Below are 15,993 nucleotides of genomic sequence, written 5' to 3' on the forward strand. Positions count from 1 at the left end.
CAAGAAGCGGATGACAACCAGTTCGTATCTGGCTAATGAACACACCCCCATTAACTCGAATCGTTGTCGTCAAAAACCCGCAAGGTTTGCACGCACGCCCTGCCGACATGCTTGTTCGACTGGCCAGCCAGTTTGAATCGGCTATTAAAATCGGCAAAGGCAACGAGCATGTCGACTGCAAAAGCATCCTGTCACTGCTGACACTCGGAGCTAGCCACGGCACAGAGCTAGCGCTGAGTGCCGACGGCAAGGATGCGCAAGCTGCGATTCAAGCCATTGCGGAGCTGTTTGATTCTGGATTCGATGAACTAGCAAACACAGTCGAGGAAGACGTCAGGCCCGTTGCAGACCCCTAAATCGATGCAACGCCCGAGTTTCAAGCTTAACCGGCATTCACGGATCAAAAAATCCAGAGTGATGCCGGAGCTAAGCAACAAGCGAGAGAGCTTGATCTCTTCAATGATCAACCCAATTCAAGCGAACATAACGATGGAGCGTCTTGAGAGAGCGTCAAGAAATGACCGGTCCAACGATGGACCGATAGCGCCGCGTTGCGGATTGCGCTGAGGCGGAACCTGCACCACGTGCACGCCACACAACTCTTGCTTTCTCGCCGACAATTCATCGGCCAACGATGGTCGAACTACAAGGCATTCCCGTTTCACCGGGCGTTGCTATCGGTCCTGCGCTCGTCCTGGACCCTGATGGCTACCGAATCCCCCGGTGCCTCGTGGCCGCAGAAGATGCGGAAGGTGAATACACGCGCCTACAGACCGCCGTGGACGCGGTTTCCGCCCTGCTGGAAACCAATCGCCTGGAAACCTCAGCCGTTGCTGGGGTGAACACCGGCGACATCTTTGCAGCCCAATTGCAAATGCTGCATGACCCGCGGTTACACGCCGAGTTGGGCCGCCGAATTCGCGAAGAGCGGCAATCAGCAGCCTATGCCGTCAGCCGCGTGCTGCACAATTACGCCGCAGCACTTCGCCGACTCGACAATCCGCTGCTTGCCGATCGTGCCGAAGATGTGCTGGACATCGAAAAACAATTACTGCTGCAATTAGGTGCCGTATCGCGGCAACCGCTGTCCGAACTCACGGAACCCGTGATCGTACTTTCGCACGTGTTGACCCCCAGCGAAACGGCGAGCTTGGACCGCCGTTACGTTCGCGGCTTTTGTACCGAGACCGGCGGGCCCGGTGGTCATACCGCAATTGTCGCCAAAGGGCTTGAACTTCCCGCCGTCGTTGGCATTGGAACGTTTCTCGAGAACATCGGAGCCGCAGCGACAGTGATTGTCGATGGCGATCGCGGTCGCGTGATTATCGACCCTGACGAAGAAACACTCGCCCATTACGAAGAACGCCTGCAACAACGTGAGTCGCTTGCCGCACGATTGGCGGAACTCAAGGACCTGCCTGCCGAAACCGCTGATAAGGTGCGAATTCAACTGAGTGCGAATATCGAATTTCCGCACGAAACTGAATCTTGCCTCGAACGGGGCGCCGATGGCATCGGGCTGTACCGAACCGAATTCCTGTACCTATCCAGCACCGAAGAGCCAAGCGAAGAGGACCACTACGAAGCCTACAGCCAAGTGGTCCGCGAGATGGACGGTCGTCCGGTCGTCATTCGCACGCTGGACCTCGGTGCTGACAAAATGGGGCAACGTCCGCTTGCCGAACAAGAACACAACCCGTTCCTCGGGCTCCGCAGCATTCGGCTATCACTAAAAAACCTCGACCTGTTTCGCCCCCAACTTCGTGCGGTGCTACGCGCCGCAGTGCACGGGGACGTGCGAGTGATGTTTCCGCTAATCACCACGATTGCGGAATTGCGACAAGCTCGCATGCTACTTAATGTTGTAGCCGAGGACCTCAACGAAGCAGGCATCCCTTACCGGTCAGATATCCCGGTCGGCATGATGGTCGAGGTCCCAGCGGCGGTGATCATGCTGGATCGCTTTGTCAAAGAAGTCGACTTCCTCAGCATCGGCACGAACGATCTTGCCCAATACACCTTGGCGGTCGATCGCAGCAACGAATACGTCGCCGATCTCTACCAGTCCTGTGACCCAGCGGTCCTGCGGCTGATCGCAAGCAGCGTCAAGGTGGCCGATGCCAACCAGACACCGCTAGCGGTTTGCGGCGAGATGAGCAGCAATCCCGGCCGCGCATTACTACTGATCGGATTAGGCGTTCGCAACTTGAGCGTTCCTCCGTCGTCGCTGCACCGGGTCAAAAAGGCGATTCGCAGCGTCACACTGAAGCAATGCATCCAGATTGCAGAGCGCGCGATGACGTTCGAGGCGGCACGTGATGTTGACCTCTATCTTCAAGACCGACTCAGTGCCCTAGCACCGGAGCTGATCGTTCACTGATGATCCGTCTGCAAGCGAATGAGTAACGTGACTGAGCCCTCTGAACCGACAGAATCAAAGCACGCGGCGCCAAACGAATTGGCTTCGCTCAGGATTCGGTATCGAGTGCGGTTCCAGAAAGCCGGCTTGTTGCGATGGATCAGCCACCGTGATCTGGCGGAATTATGGGAGCGGATCGCGCGACGCGCCACGCTCAAACTCTCGATGAGCGAAGGCTTTCACCCCAAGCCACGTATCGCGTTTCCCTCGGCACTGGCACTCGGCGTCGAAGGGCTGGATGAAGTCGTTGAACTTGAATTGGCGGAAAACATTTCGCCCGCGGAACTACTCAAACGCCTTGAAAACGACAACCAACCGGGGCTGATCATCAAAAGCGTCAGCCAATTGCCCGAAGCGTTTGGCAAAGGGCAACTCAAACAGAGCCGGTTTTCGGTGACGCTTCCTGAGCCTGCGGACGCGGTGGCGATCCAGGCGGCGATCACGCGATTACTTGGCCAAGCGACCGTCTCGGTCGAGCGCAAAAAGAAAACACTGGTGGCCAACGTCGCCGAACAAATCTTGAACTTGGAACTTTCCGGTGATCGATTGCGATTGACACTGGCCGCGTCCGAATCGGCATCGTTGAAGCCGCACGACGTCCTCGATCTGCTGGGGTTTGACGACTGGATCGAAAACGGATCGCTCGTCATTCGCGAACGCGTCATCCTGGAAAACGAATTTCAATCCGATAACCCTGCCGAAGTCGCTTTCGCGACCGACGCCACTCACAACACAACTACCGAATACTAACCCTGCCAGCGTCCATGCGAACGCAACTGATTGGTTCGCACAAAGCTGACAAAACCACCTGAAAGGTGACTTTTTATGAAGAAAGAAATGCTAATCAACGTACTGCAACCCGAGGAATGTCGGATTGCAGTGTTAGCCGATGACCGACTCGACGAGTTGTACATCGAACGGAAAAGTGTCGAAGCGTTTGCCGGGAACATTTACCGCGGCAAGATCGTCAACCTTGAACCAAGCATCCAAGCCGCGTTCGTCGACTTTGGTGTCGGACGCAACGGATTTCTACATATCAGCGACGTCGAACCTCAGTACTTTCGCCAAGGCGGCTACGACCCCGAAGAGGTGATGCGAGAGTCTGACGAAATGGCAGAAGCGGCCGCCAAGCGTGCTCGTGACTCAGGCCATGGCAACAAACACGCATTCAAAGGGGGCCGACCTCGCGTCAAACCACCAATCCAAGAGATTTTTCGCCGCGGCGACGAAGTCCTTGTCCAAGTGATCAAAGAAGGCATCGGCACCAAGGGACCGACGCTTAGCACGTACATCTCAATCCCCGGTCGCTACCTGGTTTTGATGCCCGCACTTTGCCGCGTGGGCGTTAGCCGCAAAATCGAAGACGAGGACGATCGCAAACGGCTCAAACGATGCCTTTTGTCGTTGAATCCTCCAAAGGGTCTCGGATTCATCGTTCGCACCGCCGGCGCGGGCCGTAGCGAAATCGAACTGCAACGCGACATGGAATACCTGTTGCGTCTTTGGAAAGCGATCGTTCGCCGCGTCAAAACGCTTAACGAACCAGGCGTGCTGTACGAAGAAAGCGATTTGATTATCCGTACAATCCGCGATATTTATTGCGACGAAATCGACCAAATCCTGATCGACGAACCCGAGTCGTACGAAAAGGCACGTGACTTCCTGAAAATGGTTATGCCTCGCGTCGTCGATCGCTTGAAGCTGTACGAGGGAAGCGAGCCGCTGTTCCACAAACACAAGCTCGAAGAAGAGATCATGATGATCAATCAACGCCAGGTGCAATTACCTGACGGCGGTTCGATCGTGATTGACCCCACCGAAGCGCTTGTGGCAATCGACGTCAACAGCGGCAGCTTCCGCGGCAATGATTCCGCCGAAGAAAACGCCTTCCGCTTGAACCTAGCCGCAGCTAAAGAAATCGCCCGCCAATTGCGTCTGCGTGACCTCGGCGGTGTGATCGTCAACGACTTTATCGACATGCGTAAAGAAAGCTATCGACGCAAAGTCGAACGAGCACTTCGCGATGCAATGTCGACCGACCGCGCTCGCACCAAGATCTTGCGAACCAGCCCGTTTGGCTTGATCGAAATGACACGCCAGCGCATTCGCCCCAGTCTGAAACGCAGCATCTATACCGATTGCCCGTGCTGCCAAGGCCGGGGATTGGTCAAGACCGCCGAAAGCATGTCGATCGAAGTGATTCGTATGCTGGCGCTAGCCGTCCGCAACAAACACATCGAACGCGTGACGATTCGAGTGAACGACGAAGTCGCCGCCTACCTAAACAACAAAAAACGTCGCGACGTGATGGAAGCCGAAGACATCGGCAAGATGGCCGTCCAAATCCTAGGCAGCGAGGGATTGTTCCCCGAGCACCTCGAAATGGATTGCCGCGACGCTCACGGCGAACGCGTTGAAATCGATTCGTAGTCAAAGCGAATTCGAAGGTATCCAAAACGCTCGAGAACCTCAGCTCTCGAGCGTTTTTCTTGTGGTCGGGGTAGCGGAACTCGTCAACGGCTTGTTGATTTGATCCAAATGCAAATCGTAACAGTGAGTCGTGGGCCGCAAGGCACCGGGTAACGCGTGGGACCCGGCCGCTGACGCGCGAGCGGCTCATTAAATCAACAAGCCGTCAAGAGTTTCCGGGCATCCCAGAAAACGAAAGTCTTGACGACTTCTGCTACGACAAGGCGAGTTGCTTGGCGACTCTGTCGACGACATCCGCCCAATCACCCATCTCGGTCTGACGAACCAACCTCATACTGGGATACCACGGTGTGTCGGCACCCTGATTCAGCCACCGCCAATCGGGCACCTTGCCCAACAGCACGGTCACATTGACGCCGAGGGCACCGGCCAAGTGCGCGATCGATGTATCGGTCGTCACCACCCCATCCAGGTTTTGCAAAATCGCGGCGGTATCGGTAAACGCCCCCGCCGCCGAGTCGATCCCCGGGGGCAAACGCACCACCGAATTGGCGAAGCCCCCCTCATCTAACTGCGACGCTCCGTAGCCAAACTGCAAACTCACCAGCGAAACGCCGGGGATATTCGCCAGCGGCCCGAGCGATTCGAGCGGCATGCTGCGATAGACATCCGCATGATGCTCAGGATTCCCCTGCCAATTGATTCCAATCCGGCGTGTGGCCGAACCATCTGCCCCCAAAACATGCTGCCGCATCCACTGAGCCCAGGTTTCGCTTTGCACCGGACTGGACACCAAATAACCTCTGCCTGCGGAAAACAGCTGATCCGCAACCGCAAGTTGCTTGGTTTGTTGGTACCAAAAATCAACCACGTCCAAAAACGACGCTTGATAATCGATTGGCGGGACAACCGAGCCATCAGGCAGTAACAGATCGATCCCTGGCACGGACGAGAACAACGGCATCATCTCGGCCGCACACTGGACGTACACGGTCGCTCCAGCTTGCTTCAAAACTGACGCGACTCGGATAAACTGAATCGCATCGCCTCGTCCCTGCTCGGGGTACAACAGGATCGATTTCCCCACAAGATCCTGGCCTTGCCAAACCGGCGTTGGCAGATTGGGCCGATACGCCCCAGGCATCGCCCACCGCCAACGATACTCGGCCCAGCCAACGTCATAATTGCCCAGCAACAGATGAATCACACCGAGGTTGCGGTGCAGCTCTGCATTCTTCGGATCCACCTGCAATCCTTCGGCATACCATCTCAACCCTCGCTCGATCTCACCCGCCCAGACCCACAGCGTGCCGCGGTTCTTAAGCGCCGAAAGGTAGCCCGGTTGTTGCCCGAGCGCCGTCGCCAACGCCTGTTCGGCTTCATCAATCTGCCCAAGCATCCGCAGCGAATTGCCAAGATTGTTCCAAGCAATGGGAAACTGCGGACGAATCACTAACGCTTCGCGATACACCGAAACGGATTGTGCAAAGTCGCGTTGATCGAAAAACGCGATCCCTAGATAGACCAACGCATCGGCGTTTTTAGGGGAATGCGCGAGCACATGACGATAGACCTCGATTGCCTGGTCCAACTTGCCTGCTTGATGCCGTTGCCAACCCTGCTGCAATAGTTCATGGACGGTGGGCATCGTGCTTGGGTTCCTTGATCAGGCTGCGAGTGATCAATCGCGGATACAAAAAAATGGCGATGCACTTTTGCAAGCACATCGCCATCGATTGTTAATACAAATAGATCGACTTGACTAGTCGAGGAAGCCCACCAAATCCTGGCTACGGCTTGGTTGTTGCAACTTTCGCACCGCCTTGGCTTCGATTTGGCGAATACGCTCGCGGGTCACTTTAAAAATGTGCCCCACTTCCTCGAGCGTATAACTGTAACCATCACCGAGCCCGTAACGCAGTTTGATGATCTCGCGTTCACGATAGGACAATGACTTCAAGACGCCGGTGATACGGTCACGCAGCATTTCTTGGGTCGCACCGATTTGTGGGCTCTCGGCGGCACCATCGGGAAGCAAATCACCAAACTGGCTATCTTCGCTGTTACCAACGGGACGATCCAACGAAATCGGGAAACGGCTCATCGTCAAAACACGCCGTGCTTCTTCGACGGTCACGTCGGCTCGACGTGCGGTTTCTTCGATCGTCGGTTCACGTCCGAGCTCTTGCAACAATTGACGAGCAACGTTTCGCACGCGGCTCATTGTTTCGACCATGTGAACCGGAATACGAATCGTTCGGCTCTGATCAGCAACCGCACGGGTAATCGCCTGACGAATCCACCATGTCGCGTAGGTACAGAATTTGAAACCACGACGGTATTCAAATTTATCGACCGCACGCATCAAACCGGCATTCCCCTCCTGGATCAAATCCAGGAACGACAATCCACGGTTACGATACTTCTTAGCGATCGAAACCACCAATCGAAGGTTTCCTTCGCTGAGCTCACGCTTGGCTTGTTGGTACTCGGCGTACACCTTGTTAAGCATGGCAACGCGATTGCGTAGCGATGTCGGTGTTTCCTGGCACGCGGTCAGGATTTGGCGTCGTTCATGAAGCAATTTTTCTCGCACTTCGCGACCATGTTTGGTGCGTTTTTGGTCCGAGATAATGTGGTCGATTTCGGTCAAACGATGCGAGAATTTTTCGAGCAAGTCGATTCGTGTTTCAATTCGCTGAGTACGCAGACCGAGCTCTTCGATCAAACGCACGGCACGACGACGACGACGGGCAAGCGATCGCCAAGCTTCGACGCGGCGTCGCTGCGAAGCCGCTTTGCTGAGTGCGACTTTCCAATCGTGACGGTTACGTCGCAGCAAGGTTTGCAGCGTACGCAAGTTGTGGGGCAAACGACCGACGATCTGCTCTTTTTCCAAATGGTCCGTGACCGAAACCTGAACGGTACGGTCGAACGGTAATTGGCCGCGGTAAACCTTCTTCAGCGTCTTGTAGGCTTCGACGAGAACGTAATGGTTCTCGAGCAGTTTGGTGCGGAACCGACGGCGTGTTTCTTCAATCCGCTTGGCAAGTTCAATCTCTTGCTTTCGTGTCAGTAGCGGAATCTCGCCCATTTGGGTCAAGTACATCCGAACCGGATCATCGGACCACGTTTCGGTTTCGTCACCAGCAAGCAGTTCGTCGGGGCTTTCGAGTTGGACTTCGCCATCGGCAGCCGAAGCCATCGCAACGGCAGCATCGTTATCGTCGCTGTCGTCAACCGGCAGCTTGCGAAAACTGCCGGTCACGGCTTCGGTGCTTTGGACGCTTACGTCATCAAATTCGTCCAAGAGTGTATCGAACAAAGGGGAACTCCTAGCGGAACAGTGTGAGATATGAGGGCTGAAAATCGGTTTCGTATCGTTTCAAACGGGATGAGTTCAAACGAAACGAACAATCATGCGGTGGATGGCAAATGTAAAAATGGATTGATGTGCAAGTTTGGTATTGGTGCAAGTTGGCAAAGGAATGAGCGGAAGCCCCCTGTGAACGTCATTTCACATTAAGTTGCGAATGCTCGTTTCACATTAAGTTGTTTACTGAGTTGCTTGAAAACAAGTTGCTTGAGAACAAAGTTGCTCCTTAACTCTACACCACAGTGGACTCATTAGTGCGACAGTACTTCAAATGGAAGGAGTTTCTAGATGAACGGATTGTTTGTATTAGGCATGAAGTGAGCTTTGCGGAAACAGTTCATGGGACTGGCTGAACAATCCACCCGTTGGAGAAGTTAGAAAAGAGGAACCCTCTTTGCTGACCAACCACCGAATGACAGATTGCCCGGTCTAACTCTGTACGAACCAACCCAACGTTGATGCCGTAATCAAGAGCTTCCCCGATCCAAACACTTCCAAGCCTCATGACCTAAATTTAAGTCGCTCCGCTTTCCTTGCCTCCCTGGCAACATTCGGCAAATGACCACTCTTGTAGGTGGGACCCAATCCTTTCGGTCCACCAGGACGAACAAAACAGTTCGTTATTGTTACCACGAGTCACCATGGGAGGTGTCCGACACGGTTGCAGAGTAAAGTGAGAGCAAGTCACACAAATTCTCTGTCAACGGGTGGGAGCGGTAGGGGTTGGCGGTGGCGCCGTTTGCACACTTTGGATTCTAGTCAGGTTGCCTCCGTGGTCCACCCACTTCGCCTTCAATTCTTTTTCATTTGATCTTCATGTACCAACTTTCATGCCCCCATTGTCAGAACGTGATCCCCGTCACCCCCTCGCAGGCGGGTGACTCCGTTCTCTGTCCCTCCTGCGAGCAATCGGTCGCTGTCCCCCGACTCGGAGAGCTCAAGCAGCTGCCCAGAGACGAGTCTCAACCCTCCGACACGGGCCAGCACACCCCCTACAATGAGGCCAGCTTCGCTCAAACGTTCGGCACCGTGGCTTTGGGGTTGATTTGCACCGCAAGCCTTTTGATCGCGGCTTACTGCGGCATTCGCTGGGCACTGATTGATGCTCCCGTGACCACCGAGATTCATTTGCAAGAGGTGCGAGAGGTTTACCCGACTCGCAACCCCGCCGAACTGCTGCGGGAATACGAACAGATGGAAGAGGCCGGCCTCGAACTGCCCGTCCCCTATGGCTACAAGCGAGTCCAAAATTTAAAGCAGGGCTGGGGACAAAATGCGACCATCGCTGGGGGTGTCGCAATTCTGACTTTAATCGGAGCCATTATTTTTGCGTCTTCCGGTCGATCGCGACGGCAGTAACCGTCGTCCTCATTTTTAGAAGACACTTGGTACAGAAAAACCGGGTCGCCGCTAAAGTCGAGACGAGGCCGCCCAAACCCGAATGGCGCGACAGGGCTTGGAAACCAATCCCCGATCAAACGTCCGGAAGCACCGCACGCAAACCTCGGGCTGCGATTAGCCAGACTTGCGTTCTTGCGTTCATGCGGGCTTGCGTCGCAAGACATACACGACATCCTCAGTCGACGCATCGACCTCAATCGGATGCTCCACGTCGTAACCAAAGTCGTAGGTGGCGACGACCTCCCAACACTTACTCGATTGGATCAATCGATTCATTTGCTTGGGGGTGTAGCTTCGCAACACCAGCTCGTCGGTGATCCGGAAACTGTGCGACGGGCTGTGGATATCAAATCGAATGCCAAACCGCTCAATGCGGCTTTCCGTATTTCGTTCATTGGTCCACATATGCGTGCTGATCGCCAAGTGTCCGCGACGCGCCGACCATGACTCGGTTTCACTCGGCGCGACCGTGGTGGGCGTGAGATGAACGCCCAGCAAGTACAGACCGCCGGGGCGAACGACTTCGCCCATACATTGCAAATGCCCGCGTGCCTCGCGTTCGCTGCATAGATGGCGAAAGCTATTGATCGTGTTAAACGCGAGGTCGCATTTCCACTTTGTTTTGAAATCGGACATATCGGCTACGAACGCGGATTCCCGCACGCCATGCCGACGAAAACGGGCATTGCAAAACTCGACTGCCTTGGGGTTCAAATCGAGCCCGTCGACGCGAAACCCTTTTTTGACAAGTGCATAGAGTAGTCGCCCGGTGCCACAGGCTGGTTCAAACAGCCGTTTCGGGGCTCGCTGCATCCACTCGCTTCCGCAAGCCTGGATAAATTTAACCTCGGCTGCGCAATCCGCACCAAACACGAGATCGTAATACTTTGGATGGTCGTAGATAGACTCGTTAATCGTTTCGATCGTTAGGGACTCCCAAGCCGGGCGGGGGCGAGAATAGGGACAGTTTGGATTGCAGCTGGAATTCAGTTCGACGAGGGGGCGGAATCGAGCAAGCTGATGATCAACGGCAGCAGTTGTTTTTTGCGACTGACCACCTCTTCGAGCTCATACAGATTCTCTTCGAGTTCGGGGTAGTTGATCTCGTCCCACCCCTCGGGTTGCCGGCTCATCAACAACAGACTGCCGTTACTGGAGATATCGGTGACCAACAACGCCGAAAAATCGAGGTGATTGTCTTTTGCCAGCTGATCGAGCGCCGCGACCAGCTCATCCTTACGCTCCCAGAACAAATCGAAGCCAATCTCTTCGATCTGCGAAATCGAGAACTTGACTCCTGCCTCTTCAAATTCTTTGCAATCTTCACGCACCACACGGCCAGCTTCTCCGGATCGCAACGCCGACCCGACTTCAAAGAACTCGGTCGCATACTCGTTCAAATCAAGCGAACAAAACTGCTGTAACCATTGCAAAATATCTCGATCGACATCGGTGGTGGTAGGAGACCGCAAAAACAACGTGTCACTAATGATGCCCGACGCCATGCACAGCGCCACGCCGGCGGAGGGCTGCAAGTTGGCTTGCCGAAACAACCGAGCGACGAGCGTGCAGGTCGACCCCACCGGTTCCAAAGTAAAGCGAATCGGATTGGATGACTTGAGCGAACCACCGAGCCGATGATGATCGAGCACCTCGGTGATGATCGCGTCCTCGGCACCCTGCACCGCTTGCGACAACTCGTTGTGGTCAACCAGCACCAATTCAGGCATCGGCGGGTTCACCAAGTCACTTTTACTGAGCACACCAAACAGCTTTCCATTGTCGAGCACGGGAAAGACGGTTTGTGAGGAACGAAAGATTTGTTGTCGCGCCGCTTCGACAGGCATCTTTGCTGACAACGAAATAAAGTCGCGATCGATCACCGAATCGATCAAGCGAGCGGCCTTGATTCGCATCGTGGTCGTCGCAGTATCGTAAGGGCTGATGATCACCGAAACGCCACGAGCCTTGGCCAAGTGCAACAAACCGCTGGACAATTCATAACCGCCCGCGATCACCATCGCGCGAACACCGAGTTCGAGTGCGGGCAGTTGGATCGTCGGTCGATCACCGCTGACGACCAACAAGCGGTCGGCCGAAAATTGGTTCATCCGCTGAGTGAACCCTTCGGCGCTCATCGCACCAACCGTAACGACAAACTCGTCAGTCCGATCGGGGTCGACCACGTGCTGGAATGTGCCTCCGAGCACCGAAGCAACTTTGGTAAGGTTGCTACACACCTCGCGTGAGTGAACCGGATCCACTCCGCCCTGCAACACCAATTCGAGAAGCTCTAGCAGCGTGACAATGCCCACGACCTTGTCATGATCATCAACGATCGGGATCGCCCGCAGCCCATGCTCTTTCATCCGCTGATAGACTTCGTAGAAGACCTCGGATTGGCGGGCGAAGACGACGTCGCGTTGACAGACGTCCTCGATCTCAGGACGCACGTCCATGATGATCCGGGGCGGCGGCAACTTGGCTTTGCGAAGCGCAAACTCGGTCCGCTGGTTCGGCGCCCCACAACAGGCGGCGATGGCATCGGGACGCGTCGTTTTCTTGAGAAAATCAGCGTAGGCAATCGCACTACAAATTGCATCGGTATCGGGATTGCGGTGCCCGAAAACAAAGACAGTCATGGTTTGGCTCGTACCGCGAAACGCAGCAAAGTGAGATGGAATTAAAGTCAAACATCATGCAGCCGGGCTAAGACGCAGGCACCCGCTGAATCGCTGCCGCGACGATCGTGTCAGGCTCGGCCATCCGCCCCTCGCCCCGAACGCGGCAACTTAGCCAACCCGATTCAGGACCGACAAAATGACACCCATCACGCCGCAACGTTTCCACGTTCCGCTGCACCGACGGTTTGCTCCACATCGACGCGCTCATGGCCGGCGCCAACAACACGGGACATTCGGCTTGCAAATACAACGTGCTAATAAGATCGTCGGCGAGCCCTGAGGCAAACTTTGCTAAAAGATTCGCAGTTGCCGGAGCGACGATCAACAAGTCCAAATCGCGAGTCCACTCGATGTGGGCCCCTAACGGAAATCGCTCAGGATCAAAGGAACCCTGAGCGACCGTTTTACCGGAGAGCGCCGCAAACGTGGCCGCGCCGATGAATTGAGATGCGGATGCGGTCATAGCCGTACGCAGATCGTAGCCCGATTGAACGAGACGACTGCAAACGGTCGCTGCCTTGTAGGCTGCGATTCCCCCACCCACGGCGAGCAGAATTGCCCGCCTCTGCTCACTCATAGATCCGACGCATCCAAATCAGGACCGTCCGAAGCAGCATCCGCAGCGGCCGTCAGATCTTCGAGCGACTGGATTTCGTTATCCATATTCAAAACGATTTTGTCTTGCATGATTTCCTGCAACACAATCGTCATCTTGTCGTGTGTGTCGACATTCACAAGCGCTCGGCTGCCTTGGTTTAATTGCACCAAACGCTTTTGAATCAGGGTGCTCAACTTAAAGCGACCACCGACCTTGTTGACGATTTCTTCTTCTTTTAGCTCTTCGAGCATGGCTGTTTTTCCTTTTGGTCTTTCAAAATTTGGCAGATATCCGAGACGGCTCGATCGACCGACTCGTTGATGATTTCGTATTGGTATCGATGCATAAACTGCATCTCGCGACAGGCGGTTTCTAGCCGCGCTGCAATCGCTTCTTCGGACTCGGTTCCGCGTGTGCGAAGCCGCCGCTCAAGCTCGTCCATCCCACCGGGATGAATGAATAGTGTAATCGGGCTGAACTCTTTGTGATCGAGGACTGCCAGGGCACCTTGGACATCAATCTCCAAAATAACCCATTTTCCAGCTTCCAGACCAGAGGCGACCTGCTCGCTAAGCGTGCCGTACCAATGGCCACGGCCAAACACCTCTTTGCACTCTAGAAAGTCCCCCGCCTGACGCCGCTGTTCAAACTCTTCGTGGTCCAAGAAAAAGTAGTCCACTCCGTCCTGTTCCCCCGGCCGCGGTTTGCGTGTGGTCGCCGAGATACTTGACTGTAGCGGCAACGGACATTCCTCGCGCAATCGGCGCACCACCGTCGACTTCCCCGCTCCACTCGGACCAGAAATGATGATCAGCCGACCACGTCCTTCCAAATTCATGTCTTGCCTTCGCTGGATTACTCGAGATTCTGGACCAATTCTCGCATCCGTTCGATTGCACACTTGATCTCGACGACATGCCCCGAAATTTCCGTCTGCGACGCCTTGCTGCCGATCGTGTTGGTTTCTCGCAACATTTCCTGAACAATAAACTCGAGCTTGCGGCCCGAGGGCTCGGGATCCCCCGCCGCTTCGCCACCACCAGCAGCCTGATTGCTACCAGAAGCATTGCCGCTGAGGGTTTGCAGGAACAACTGCAAATGGCTGCCCAGCCGCGTGATCTCTTCGCTGTAGTCGACCCGATCGGCATAGATCTGAACTTCGCGTAACAGATCGATCATCGGCACTTCGATGTCGTGCTGAGCCAACACACGCTGAATTTTCGTCTCTAAACGCTTTTGGTAGGTGTCGACACTTCGCGGTCCGAGCTCGGCGATCTGATCGACATGCGCGCGGATCAAATCACAATCCGCCCGCAAACTTCTCGCCATGTGAGCTCCCTCTTGAGCCCGCATTTGATCGAGACTGTCCACCGCGTCACGAATCACCTGCTCTAACCCCTGCCACACCTCCGCCGTGTCGGCGCGGTCTTGCGAGCGGGGGACCACCACGCCAGGCAACATCGCAAGCTGAGCCAAATCGATCGTCGCGCCATCGCCGGCAAAACTAGCTTTCGCCTTCTGCAGCTGTTCGAAGTAGGCTCCGAGCACCTGCTGATCAATCAGAGGCAGCGTTTCCGAGGAAGGTCGCTTCCAAGTGACCGATAAATTCACGCTGCCGCGATGAATCAACTTGCGAACCAACGACTCGATTCGCGAATCAAACGCCGATAACGCATCGCTTGATCGCAAGACGCATTTGAAACCGCGATTATTGACCGTGCGCACCTCCACCACAAACGTACCAAGATCCGTTTGCAGCGACGCATGACCTTGACCGGTCATGCTACGAGCATTTTCAGGAGTAACAGAGCTCATGCAGTCTACTTGTCGCCGTCACTGTCGGCCGATTCGGCTGCGGTGTCGGCCGCAGTTTCTTCGGAGACTTCCACGGCTGCATCGTCGCCGCTGGTTTCTTCGCTCTTTTCGCCGCTGGCCGCAGGCGTCAGTTCTACCGAGTTTTCGCTAGATTCTTCGCCGCTGGACAAACCCGCTTCCAAGCCACTGATCCCTTCGCCATCAAGCTTCGGAAGCTTGAGCGTCTCGCCAACGGGGTCTTTGTCACCGCCACCCGACTTGATCACCGAGTCGGCGGTCGAGGTCGGAGCATGGGTGCCGAGCAACCACATCGTGAACGCACACGAGAACGCCCACACGGTGGCAACGACGACGGTAATCACGGTAAACGTGTCTCCGGCTTTGCTACCAAATGCACTTTGTCCCCCAGGACCACCGAGCGCTCCGGTCAATCCGCCACCCTTTCCGCGTTGGATCAACACCAACAGAATCAAAAACAGTGACAAAAATCCCATCAAGAAGCCCAAAATGGCTCCTTCAAGCGACGCAATCAGCAAAAATCCAGTGATCAGAGCGATCATGACTTAGTTCGTCCTTCAAATAGACAATGTGTAAAGGTGTGTTCGCGACGGTGCCGGGTTTAACCCGCCGCGATAATTCCTGCGAAATCTTCGGCTTTCAGGCTAGCTCCGCCCACCAAAGCTCCGTCAATGTTCGGTTGTCCAAGCAATTCCTTGGCATTGCCTGGTTTGACGCTGCCACCGTATTGAATCCGGATCTGTGCCGCTACGTCGGTTGTGAACATCTCGCCCAACAATTTGCGAATCAGGGCATGGACCTCTTCGGCTTGCTCAGGAGAGGCCGTTTTGCCGGTGCCGATCGCCCATACAGGCTCGTAGGCGACAACGATCCCGGCTGCACGGACTTCATCAAGTCCTGCAAGCGATCCGCGAACTTGCGTTTGGATCACTTCTTCCATTTTACCCGCTTCACGCTCTTGAAGCGTTTCGCCGACACACACGATTGGCACCAAGTTGCCAGCGAGTGCCGCATGTAGCTTCTTGCTGACATCCGCATCGGTTTCGCCCATCAAGGCGCGACGCTCGCTGTGACCCAAGATCACGAAGCCACAGCCGACATCGGTCAACATCGCTGCGTTGACTTCGCCCGTAAACGCACCATCTTCGGCAGCGTACAAATTCTGTGCGCCAAGCTGGACCGATGTTCCCGCGACCGCATCCGCCACGCTAGACAGGTACACCGAAGGTGGACAGAGGACCACTTGGACCGA

15 protein-coding genes are annotated in these 15,993 nt (G+C 55.2%); 5 read left to right on the forward strand and 10 right to left on the reverse strand.

The window, feature by feature from the left end; all coding sequences use genetic code 11:
• The first annotated feature begins 35 nt into the window (after window positions 1-35).
• The 4 genes from ABX962_RS12540 (at window position 36) to ABX962_RS12555 (ending at window position 4,849) form a co-directional block, all read left to right on the forward strand.
• Window positions 36-356: an HPr family phosphocarrier protein gene (locus ABX962_RS12540; protein ID WP_372719862.1), complete on the forward strand. Its 321-nt coding sequence runs from the start codon at window positions 36-38 to the stop codon at window positions 354-356.
• Window positions 357-634: 278 nt separating this feature from the next.
• Window positions 635-2,380: a phosphoenolpyruvate--protein phosphotransferase gene (gene ptsP / locus ABX962_RS12545; RefSeq protein WP_339938331.1), complete on the forward strand. Its 1,746-nt coding sequence runs from the start codon at window positions 635-637 to the stop codon at window positions 2,378-2,380.
• Window positions 2,381-2,398: 18 nt separating this feature from the next.
• Window positions 2,399-3,169, forward strand: a complete 771-nt coding sequence (locus tag ABX962_RS12550; RefSeq protein ID WP_372719864.1) for a TIGR03936 family radical SAM-associated protein — start codon at window positions 2,399-2,401, stop codon at window positions 3,167-3,169.
• A gap of 75 nt (window positions 3,170-3,244) precedes the next feature.
• Complete coding sequence (locus tag ABX962_RS12555; RefSeq protein ID WP_008697929.1) at window positions 3,245-4,849, forward strand: Rne/Rng family ribonuclease; 1,605 nt, start codon at window positions 3,245-3,247, stop codon at window positions 4,847-4,849.
• Window positions 4,850-5,102: 253 nt separating this feature from the next.
• On the opposite strand, the gene ABX962_RS12560 is transcribed toward ABX962_RS12555, so the two are convergent.
• Window positions 5,103-6,497, reverse strand: a complete 1,395-nt coding sequence (locus ABX962_RS12560) for a tetratricopeptide repeat protein (RefSeq protein WP_372719866.1) — start codon at window positions 6,495-6,497, stop codon at window positions 5,103-5,105.
• A 114-nt stretch (window positions 6,498-6,611) separates the two neighbouring features.
• Window positions 6,612-8,174, reverse strand: coding sequence for a sigma-70 family RNA polymerase sigma factor (locus ABX962_RS12565; protein WP_339938324.1), 1,563 nt, complete (start codon window positions 8,172-8,174; stop codon window positions 6,612-6,614).
• A gap of 867 nt (window positions 8,175-9,041) precedes the next feature.
• On the opposite strand from ABX962_RS12565, the gene ABX962_RS12570 reads away from it, so the two are divergent.
• Entirely contained in the window at window positions 9,042-9,584 is a 543-nt protein-coding gene (locus ABX962_RS12570; protein WP_372719868.1) for a hypothetical protein, read from the forward strand.
• 180 nt (window positions 9,585-9,764) lie between these two features.
• On the opposite strand, the gene ABX962_RS12575 is transcribed toward ABX962_RS12570, so the two are convergent.
• From ABX962_RS12575 to tpiA, 8 genes are all read right to left on the reverse strand, one after another.
• Window positions 9,765-10,439 (reverse strand): class I SAM-dependent methyltransferase, encoded by a 675-nt coding sequence (locus tag ABX962_RS12575; protein ID WP_372719870.1) that lies wholly within the window; start codon window positions 10,437-10,439, stop codon window positions 9,765-9,767.
• A 173-nt stretch (window positions 10,440-10,612) separates the two neighbouring features.
• A complete protein-coding gene (locus tag ABX962_RS12580; protein WP_372719872.1) occupies window positions 10,613-12,268 on the reverse strand; it encodes a putative manganese-dependent inorganic diphosphatase in 1,656 nt (551 codons plus the stop codon).
• Between the two features lie 67 nt (window positions 12,269-12,335).
• Entirely contained in the window at window positions 12,336-12,887 is a 552-nt protein-coding gene (locus ABX962_RS12585) for a flavoprotein (RefSeq protein ID WP_372719874.1), read from the reverse strand.
• Window positions 12,884-13,159: a DNA-directed RNA polymerase subunit omega gene (locus ABX962_RS12590; protein WP_339938314.1), complete on the reverse strand. Its 276-nt coding sequence runs from the start codon at window positions 13,157-13,159 to the stop codon at window positions 12,884-12,886. Before ABX962_RS12590 ends, ABX962_RS12585 begins: the two co-directional genes overlap by 4 nt.
• On the reverse strand, window positions 13,144-13,746 hold the full coding sequence (gene gmk, locus ABX962_RS12595; protein WP_372719876.1) for a guanylate kinase: 603 nt from the start codon (window positions 13,744-13,746) through the stop codon (window positions 13,144-13,146). The genes ABX962_RS12590 and gmk overlap by 16 nt, the downstream gene beginning before the upstream one ends.
• 17 nt (window positions 13,747-13,763) lie before the next feature.
• Window positions 13,764-14,723: a YicC family protein gene (locus ABX962_RS12600; protein ID WP_372719878.1), complete on the reverse strand. Its 960-nt coding sequence runs from the start codon at window positions 14,721-14,723 to the stop codon at window positions 13,764-13,766.
• A 5-nt stretch (window positions 14,724-14,728) separates the two neighbouring features.
• Window positions 14,729-15,283, reverse strand: coding sequence for a preprotein translocase subunit SecG (gene secG, locus ABX962_RS12605; RefSeq protein WP_372719880.1), 555 nt, complete (start codon window positions 15,281-15,283; stop codon window positions 14,729-14,731).
• Between the two features lie 59 nt (window positions 15,284-15,342).
• Window positions 15,343-15,993 (reverse strand): triose-phosphate isomerase (gene tpiA, locus ABX962_RS12610; protein ID WP_372719882.1); only part of this gene is annotated, 651 nt, incomplete at its 5' end.

This window comes from Novipirellula sp. (assembly GCF_041583735.1).
Taxonomy (GTDB): Bacteria; Planctomycetota; Planctomycetia; order Pirellulales; family Pirellulaceae; genus Novipirellula.